This window comes from Microcoleus sp. (genome assembly GCF_049646505.1).
In the GTDB taxonomy this organism is placed as follows: Bacteria; Cyanobacteriota; Cyanobacteriia; order Cyanobacteriales; family Microcoleaceae; genus Microcoleus.
Map to the genome: position 1 here is coordinate 1 of NZ_JBARVX010000320.1, position 8,163 is coordinate 8,163.

Below are 8,163 nucleotides of genomic sequence, written 5' to 3' on the forward strand. Positions count from 1 at the left end.
TATCGTTTTCGGTTGTATCGGTATTGTTCAAACCATCAACAGTTAACAGTTAACAGTCGTACCGCCAACATCACCTGACGGTGTTACCGGAAATGATATCAAACCCAATATTGCCGATCGGAAACCCGATTTAAGAGCGTAAATTCTCTATTTAACTATTTAACTCTAAAACATCGGGCGATCGCATCTTGGCGCAGTCCTGACAAATCACAGCTTCCGCAAAAAACCCCCGCGCTTTCGCTGACAGGGGTTTTAAAGGCCGATTACATATTTTTGCCATTCTTTGTGCATACCGCTCTTAACGTGTTTAGTCACTTCAAAATAAAGACCGCTGTGAGGCTTCCTCGGCGGATAGCGCAGCAGCATTCCCGATTCTTTCGGGGTGCGGCTGCCTTTATTGACATTGCAGCGCATACAAGCCGTGACGAGGTTTTCCCAACTGTCGCCTCCTCCGCGCGATCGAGGAATCACGTGATCGAGCGTCAAATCGTCCCCGCTATAACCGCAGTATTGACAAGAGTGCGCGTCCCGGTGCAAGATGTTCCGGCGAGTGAGCGGAATATCCTTATAAGGAACTCGGACATAATGCCGCAGTCGGATCACAGTTGGTAGCGGGAAGTTTGGCGCAATAAATTTCCCGTTGTGTTCTACCTGTTCTGCTTTTCCTTTCAACAACAAAATTACCGCCCTTCGCCAATTGGTGATGTTGAGCGGTTCGTAGGAGGCGTTGAGCACCAGAACATTGCCCATTGTTGATTATTAAAGAGAATATTTTTACTGATGCTAACACAGATTCCAGCTTGGGGCGGGCTCGGTCTTGGCAAGGCTCAACAAAAAACGGTGAAAAACCGCGCCTTTACCCTATCGCTTCGCGCTTTCGCCCTTTGTGGCTGCACCTATTTTCTGTCCTCGGTGTCGGCGAACATTTTTCCGGGAGTTTTGGCCTAGATGAGACCAGTATGCGCGATCCTCTCCGAGGGCTTCGCTAACGGGCAAAAATTTGCAGAATAAATTTGATTTTTTTCCCTAAATGCCTAATCTTCCCGGCAACAAACACTCTAACTTTTTACAGTATTAGTAACCATAAATTAAAAAGCTTATTACTGCTCATGAAATTTCGGCTCCTAAAGTCAGTTTTTAGCGCGTCAATTATTGCCCTGGCTGCTCCGATTTTAGCAAACAGTCCCGCCTTTGCCCAAACCCCATCATTCTTCTGCGGCGCTGCTGGCGGCCGCCCAGCCACAATTGCTGTCCAACAAGGCAAAAATATTCCCGTTATTCTGTGGATAGCCGATAACTATTTCAATGAATCGGGAGAAGACGCAATTACTCGCTGCACCCGAGTATCGGGAATTCTCAACAACTCGCAACCCCAAGGAAGCTGGGACAATATTGTCACAGCAGGTGCATCCCCCAGCGGTCAACTAATTATTTGTGCAGCTAATCCTCAAGACGGTTCCTGTAGATTATTATATCAAGTGCCAAAAGGGCAAAATTCCGAACAAGCCCGACAAGAACTCCTCAGAAGAGTCAAAAATCCTAATGTAAGTGTTTCGCCCGTTAAGGTTAATTGATAGTCATTAGTCATTGGTCATTGGTCATTGGTCATTGGTCATTGGTGATTAGTCATTGGTGATTAGTCATTGGTGATTAGTCATTGGTTATTAATCGTATCCGCTGCCATCGAAAAATCATTATTTCGATGGCAGTTCTTTTCTTCAGTAATGCGCGCCCGCACCAGCGCCGTTTAATTAGTGTAATATCAAGTTTGCGTAATTATTTATAATATTCGATCTGTCGGTTTACTAAATTGTTTGTTTGAGGCAATTTTTGTAGCTTAAGCTGTCGCGCATTTAAATTGTACAGCGTATTCCAGGTGTATGAACATACCCCCAAAACCTGGTTTATTTACAGTTCTCGCATTGCTGATTCTCTTCTGTGAAACCCGGTTTCTCGCTCTCTACATCTACATAGAATATGCTGTAGATTCAAGGCGGGCGGAACCCCCCACTCATTGGAGGAATTGCTTTTTAACATACAAGTTAAATGCGACAACAGCTTAATTACAATTTTACATGATATTGAGCGGAAAATAAATCATACTTCATCTAAAGAAAGAGAGTTAATTCATCGCTTGAGCCGACACAATCATGTACGTCAAATAACACATTATATCATTTCCGGTAACACCGTCAGGTGATGTTGACTGTTGACTGTTGACTGTTGGCGGTACGACTCGATTTTATTATTCCGATGCAACCGGAAACGATATTACCTTCCGTTCGTTTTGCAAGTAATAAATAAAGGTTAGTTGGTACAATCAGTAAAATATGTGATAATTTGCCTGTTCAATCAGTCTTGATTTTTAACTTGTCAAATGTCCCGCATGGGATTCTCAATATCTTGTAAAAAATGGTCGCGCTCCCTCGAAAAAACAAAATTTTATACGTTAAGCCACAAAAAAAGCAAGGGCGATCGCTAAAAACAATCCCGCCCCAGCTTCAATTAAAAACTACCTTTGATTCCAAGCTTCAGCAGCATCAGCCACAGCTTGTTCAACAAATTTTTCCCCCAACATCGCCGCCTGCAAATTGTCATAAATCGCCTTTTGCAACTTCTTAACATCCTTGAGAGGGGGAATTAACAGCTCAGCTTTTTCTAAGCCAGCAGCGCTGACAATGCGAGCTCGATCGCTCGGAGCGGCATCAGCCGGTACACTCTTAAAATAAGAGTCCTGCAAAGCCTCAACCGTAGAAGGCAAAACATTAGCAGCTTTCGCAAAAGCTAACTGATTTTGAGAATTAGTCAGAAACAAAGCAAACTTGACAGCATCGTCGGGGCGCTTGCTGTCGCGAGGTACAACCAAATTCATCACCGCCACAGTTTTCTTGCCGGTTTCCCCGGTAATTTGAGGCGCAGCAGCCGAGACAGCACCGACAGTCGGAGCATTGTCAGCGATCGCCTTTAAAAACTGTGGCCCGGAACCCAACAAAGCAGTTTCTCCAGCTTGATAAAGCTCGATCGCCCTGCGGTGGCCCTGCACCAAAACATCCTGCGGCAAAAGTCCAGCATTGTACAAATCCACCCAATACTGAAAAACAGCCTTCCCCTTATCAGTATTAAAAGCAGCCTTACCTTTAGCGTCAACCAAAGGCACGCCCATCTGCACAAAAGATTGCAAAACCTCCGCCGAATCTTCCGGTACAAAAGTCGCAAAAAAAGCAAATTTACCAGTCTTCTCCTTCACCTGTTTCGCAACAGTTGCCAACTCAGCATAGGTAGCCGGAGGCTTGGCAATTCCAGCTTTTTTAAACAAATCCGTATTGTAAATAGTTACCCCGGTTGTGAGATACCAAGGAATGCCAAAAGTCTTGCCGTCGAGTACGCTAGCTTTCCAGATATTCGGCAGATAGGTCGATCGAACTTGTTCCGAAATCCGAGAGTCCAAATCCAGCCAAGCATTGCGCCCCGCCAGCAGCGAAGCAAAATCAGGATTCAGGTTCACCACATCCGGGGCAGTTTTCGCCGCCACCGCCCCCAAAATCTTACTTTCCATCGCCGACCAAGGGACATCCACCCAGCGCACCTTCACCGCCGGATTTTCCTTCTCAAAATCGGCGATCGTCTTGTTGAAATAATCGGTAAACTGAGGTTGAAGCTGCATGGTCCAGAACTCGATTTCTGCCGAATTCTTGGCCGAGGAATTAACGGCCGGTTTGCTACAACTGACAGCAGCAGCCAGCAGCAGCCCCACCAGACCAAAAATAGCAAACAGTTGCCAAGATTTACGTTTCATAGAATTAAATTTGAGAGTGTTGGGAACTGTCAGACAAAAAAAGCGATCGCCAAAGGCAAGTGCGAGAGACTGCGAGACTTTTACCAAAGAAACCGGGTTTTTACCGAATCTGTGGGCGAGTCTCAAGTATTCTCGCCAAAAACCCGGTTTCTGACCGAGATGCACTTTTACCAAAGAAACCGGGTTTTTTACCGAATCTGTGGGCGAGTTTCAAGTATTCTCGCCAAAAACCCGGTTTCTGACCGTTCGTGCGTAAGTTCTAACAAATTGGGTTTTTCGGCAGAATTTATGATTTTTGGGTCGATCGAGCTGAAATTTGTTGACATTCGCCGCAGAATAGCTATTGTCAAGTAAATTGGATAGCATAAAATCGGAACTAGCGATCGCGCGACAAAGACACAGCAGCGCTGCACAGCCAACAGCAGCACTGCCAACACCGAGATTACAGCAGGCGCGCGGGGAACTAATACCATCTCTCAAACAGAATGCAAGTCGCCGGCCCGCAATCCAAACCCGCTGGCCGATGGGTCATTCAAGATCGAAAATCGAAAATGGTATCACCCTCAAGCAGCCAACGGCTGAATCAGGCTGGCCAACTGCAACATCAAAAATAGCAACTACCGGCGACCCAATCACATGGTTAACTTTTTCAAAGGTCTACTTTCCCAACGCCAGCCAGGAATCGGGATCGAAATAGCCCCAGATCGCATCAACATCATTCAGCTCGAAAAGAAAGCTCAGGCATTAAAACTAGGCATCCTCGCCTCCATAGAAGTACCAGAAGACATAATACAAGAAGGGCAAATAGTCGATCCGCCCGGAATGGCAGAACTAATACGTGCCATCCTCGCCGAAAACAAAATCAAAGCCAAGCGAGTAGCCACAGCCATTCCCGGCCGCGAAGCCGTCATCAGGCTAATTCCAGTTCCAGCAGAACTCAACGAAGAAGAACTGCGGGATTACATGAACGCAGAAGCAGGGCTGTACTTGCCGTTTCCCAGAGAAGACGCCGACGTAGACTATCAAAAAATCGGCTTATTTGTAGATGACGACGGCGTAGAAAAAGTGCAAGTCGTGTTAGTAGCAACCCGCAGAGAAGTTACCGACACATACATCGAAACCTTCAAAGAAGCCGGACTAACTATAGACGTGCTAGAAGTAACCAGCTTTGCCCTGATCCGCACCCTCAAAGACCAACTGCAACAATTTTCCTCCCAAGAAGCCGCCGTCTTGACCGACATAGAATTTGACAGTACCGAGTTAGCTATAGTAGTGGACGGCATACCGCAATTTAACCGTACCATCCCGATCGGCACCTACCAAATCCAGACCGCCCTCAACCAAGCCATGAACCTGCCCCCCACCAGAGACACCACCGAACTGCAAGGCATGACCCTGCCAGTAACAGATACAATGGGCGCATCGGGAGACGCCAATCCCGGCACAAATGCCATGATCAAAGTATTGGGAGAACTAGCAGACGAACTGCGCCGCTCAGTAGACTTTTACCTCAACCAGAGCGAAGAACTCGAAGTAGCGCAACTGCTGTTAGCGGGGCCCGGAGCTGCGATCGGCAAACTCGACGAATTCTTTATGCAAAGATTAAGCTTGCCCGCATCTCAAGTCGATCCCATCGAAACCCTAGGACTCGAAATCAGCGAAGAAATTACCCCAGAACAGCGAGCAGGCTTAGGAGTCGCCCTAGGTTTAGGACTGAGGGAGGTGCTGTAACCTAAAAGTTTTAGATAATAGTAGAAAAACCGATTTGAGAATTTTAGGAAAAAGCCCCTTCCTTTCTTCAGAACACACCTGATGCAGAAGGTAGAATATTAGACGTAGAAGGTAGAACGTAAAAGGCAGAATATCAGAGAGAATAGAAGCAGCCGCTTTCTTCGGAAAAAAAGCCAAAAATAGTTTCTTTCTTCCCTAAATAAACCCTTCAGTTGTACCCGCAATCTGCAGTCCTGTCTAAAATCTAAAATTTCAAATTAAAATCTAAAATCGAGTGAAGCCATGTACAGCCTAGATATTAATTTTCTCAACGACCGCCCGGACTACAAACCAGTCATAGCAGCCAAAAGCTCAGCTAAAAGACGTTCCGGCCAAGGCAGAGACCAACTGCCCCTAATTGGGGCGCTGCTGTTTGCCTTCGGCATCAACGCCGCAGTCATGGGCGCCTGGTGGTGGGCGACCAACCAAAATGCCAGCTTGGCCGCAGAACAAGCAACCCTCGACCAAGAACTGGCAAAGTTAAACACTCAAGCCAGCACCATCAAAGCCATCAACGCCGAAACCAACAAAATTACCGCCGAATACCAAGCATTAGCCGGAGTATTCGACCAAATTAAACCTTGGTCGGCGATGCTGCAAGACCTGAGTGTCCGCACTCCGGCGGGAGTGCAAATTGCCAAAATCGAGCAAATCGACCCCAGCCCCTCCCCCGTAGCACCCCCCCCACCGCCGGCAGCAACCCCAGCAGCCTCCCCTGGGGCGAGTCCGTCTCCGGGGGCGAGTCCGTCCCCAGCCAGCCCCACCCCGGTGGCTGCTCCCACTCCTGTCGCCCCGCCGCAGGCTGCAAAAGTACAAATTTCTGGGATAGCCAGTACCTTTGCTCAAGTTAACGACTTTATGCTGCTCATCCAGCGCTCTCCTTTCTTCCTCAACACCGATACCAAACTGGTAGCGGCCACATTAAAAAACAACCCCACACAATTACAAGTGCGAAACCCAAGCGCATCAGCAGCAGAACTTCCCAAACTGCGACCGGTGGTGGAATATAAAATTGAAACGACACTCAGCCCGACAGGAGCCTCCGAGTTGCTCCCCGAACTGCGGAACAAGCAAGCAGACGGACTAGCAATACGGATAGAAACACTTCAAGAAAGAGGAATGCTAGAACCACAAAAAGGAGAAGTGAAACAACCATGACAGTATCAAATGAGTTTATTCCCAGCGGCGCACAAGAAGAGACAGGGGGTCAGGAAATATTCGGCATTAAGCTGACACCCCAAGTCCAAGCCATAGCCATCGCGGTTCTCGGCCTGGGAGTTGCCGGCTATCTCGGCTACCAGTTCGTCCTGCCAGAATTCCAAAAAGGCAGCGAACTAAACCAAAAAATTACCGAAAGCAAGCAAACGCAATTGCAATTGCAAGCTCAAATTCAAAAAAAGGCAGAAGCAGAAGCCAAGCAAGAAGAAGCAAAACAGCGCCGCGCCCAGGTGACGGCAATGTTTGCCAGCGATGCGAGCGCCAACACGCTGCTGCTCGACATGAGCCAACTGGTTAATAAAATCAACGCTGGCGTGCAAGGAGAAGACCTCAAGGCTAAAATTACCAAATTTGAGCCGGATATGCCACCTGCTACAGCAACCGCTGCACCCGGAGCTCCAGACCCTGATATTCTTAACGACACGTCCTTCGGGCCGTCCCTGGCAGGCAAGCTCAGACGCAAAAAATATAAGGTAGAGTTTGAAGGCAATTTCGCTCAAACCCGCAATTTTATGCGTAACTTGGAGTTGATGCAGTCGCTGTTGGTAGTGAGGAATTTGAAGTCTGAATTGCTAGCATCAAATCAGGCGATAGAAATCGACTTTTTGAAAGGGAAAATAGTCCCAGTGGAGCAGCCGCAAACAAAAATTAAAACGGCTTTTGACTTGCACGCACTGCTGCCGTTAAAAGAAGAAGAAAAACCGCCAACTCCGGCTCCGAGTCCTGCTGCTAAATAGCAGTATTTTTGGGGAGATTAGCTGATTGTTATAAGGTCGCTGTTTGAGCAGAAGGTAGAAGGCAAAAGGGGAGCATCTCATTTTTATCGAAGCGTTTTTTGGGCGGGCGAGAGCTGGCAAGCTTTTTCAACAATCGCTGTTAGGGAAAGGTCGCACAACGTTAAAGCACAACTGGGAGGCTCCCGGCACAAGGTGGAGAAGTGAAGATTGAAGGTAGAATTCAAAAAAATATGAGGGCTAGAAAAAAAGTTTTTTCTGCAGCTATCTAACAATTAGAATTACTGCTTAAATCTGGATAACTTTTTCATTCAAAAAGACTCGAACTGTTGCATATTTCAGATAGTTTCCGGTTGTATCGAAATCATAAAATCGAGTCAGCAGTTAACACTCAACCATTCAGTTTTTCGACCCGCCCGTCAACTCTCAACAGCCAACAGCCAACAGCCAACAGCCAACAGCCAACTCTCAACAGCCAACAGCCAACAGCCAACAGCCAACAGCCAACTCTCAACAGCCAACAGTCAACAGCCAACAGCCAACAGTTCACAAAGTGTAGTTGAGGAATGAACGTGAGACAGCATCTACGGTTAAGTGGAGGACTCTTAAGCAGCGTTGCTGGAGTTCTGATCGCGCAAGGCCCGG

At 47.3% G+C, this 8,163-nt stretch carries 9 protein-coding genes; 6 read left to right on the forward strand and 3 right to left on the reverse strand.

Annotation, left to right across the window (positions count from 1 at the left end; translation table 11 throughout):
* Positions 1 to 252: 252 nt before the first annotated feature.
* Positions 253 to 750, reverse strand: a complete 498-nt coding sequence (locus tag WBA89_RS16545) for an HNH endonuclease (protein WP_194063381.1) — start codon at positions 748 to 750, stop codon at positions 253 to 255.
* Positions 751 to 1,109: 359 nt separating this feature from the next.
* Between WBA89_RS16545 and WBA89_RS16550 the strand changes: the two genes are divergently transcribed.
* Entirely contained in the window at positions 1,110 to 1,574 is a 465-nt protein-coding gene (locus WBA89_RS16550) for a COP23 domain-containing protein (protein WP_424408272.1), read from the forward strand.
* A 938-nt stretch (positions 1,575 to 2,512) separates the two neighbouring features.
* Here the strand turns inward: WBA89_RS16550 and WBA89_RS16555 are convergent.
* The gene (locus tag WBA89_RS16555) at positions 2,513 to 3,664 is read right to left on the reverse strand and encodes an ABC transporter substrate-binding protein (protein WP_424408274.1); all 1,152 of its coding nucleotides are present in this window, start codon (positions 3,662 to 3,664) and stop codon (positions 2,513 to 2,515) included.
* Here WBA89_RS16555 and WBA89_RS16560 point away from each other — a divergent pair.
* Positions 3,663 to 3,950: a hypothetical protein gene (locus WBA89_RS16560; protein ID WP_424408276.1), complete on the forward strand. Its 288-nt coding sequence runs from the start codon at positions 3,663 to 3,665 to the stop codon at positions 3,948 to 3,950. The two genes, WBA89_RS16555 and WBA89_RS16560, sit on opposite strands and share 2 nt — an antisense overlap.
* A 34-nt stretch (positions 3,951 to 3,984) precedes the next feature.
* On the opposite strand, the gene WBA89_RS16565 is transcribed toward WBA89_RS16560, so the two are convergent.
* On the reverse strand, positions 3,985 to 4,269 hold the full coding sequence (locus WBA89_RS16565; protein WP_424408278.1) for a hypothetical protein: 285 nt from the start codon (positions 4,267 to 4,269) through the stop codon (positions 3,985 to 3,987).
* A 163-nt stretch (positions 4,270 to 4,432) separates the two neighbouring features.
* Between WBA89_RS16565 and pilM the strand changes: the two genes are divergently transcribed.
* The 4 genes from pilM to WBA89_RS16585 all read left to right on the forward strand — a co-directional run bounded on the left by pilM (position 4,433) and on the right by WBA89_RS16585 (position 8,081).
* Positions 4,433 to 5,527, forward strand: a complete 1,095-nt coding sequence (gene pilM / locus WBA89_RS16570) for a type IV pilus assembly protein PilM (protein WP_424408279.1) — start codon at positions 4,433 to 4,435, stop codon at positions 5,525 to 5,527.
* A gap of 282 nt (positions 5,528 to 5,809) precedes the next feature.
* Positions 5,810 to 6,724: a PilN domain-containing protein gene (locus tag WBA89_RS16575; protein WP_424408280.1), complete on the forward strand. Its 915-nt coding sequence runs from the start codon at positions 5,810 to 5,812 to the stop codon at positions 6,722 to 6,724.
* Positions 6,721 to 7,521, forward strand: a complete 801-nt coding sequence (locus tag WBA89_RS16580; RefSeq protein WP_424408281.1) for a pilus assembly protein PilO — start codon at positions 6,721 to 6,723, stop codon at positions 7,519 to 7,521. The genes WBA89_RS16575 and WBA89_RS16580 overlap by 4 nt, the downstream gene beginning before the upstream one ends.
* A 350-nt stretch (positions 7,522 to 7,871) precedes the next feature.
* Complete coding sequence (locus WBA89_RS16585; protein ID WP_424408282.1) at positions 7,872 to 8,081, forward strand: hypothetical protein; 210 nt, start codon at positions 7,872 to 7,874, stop codon at positions 8,079 to 8,081.
* Positions 8,082 to 8,163 lie beyond the last annotated feature (82 nt).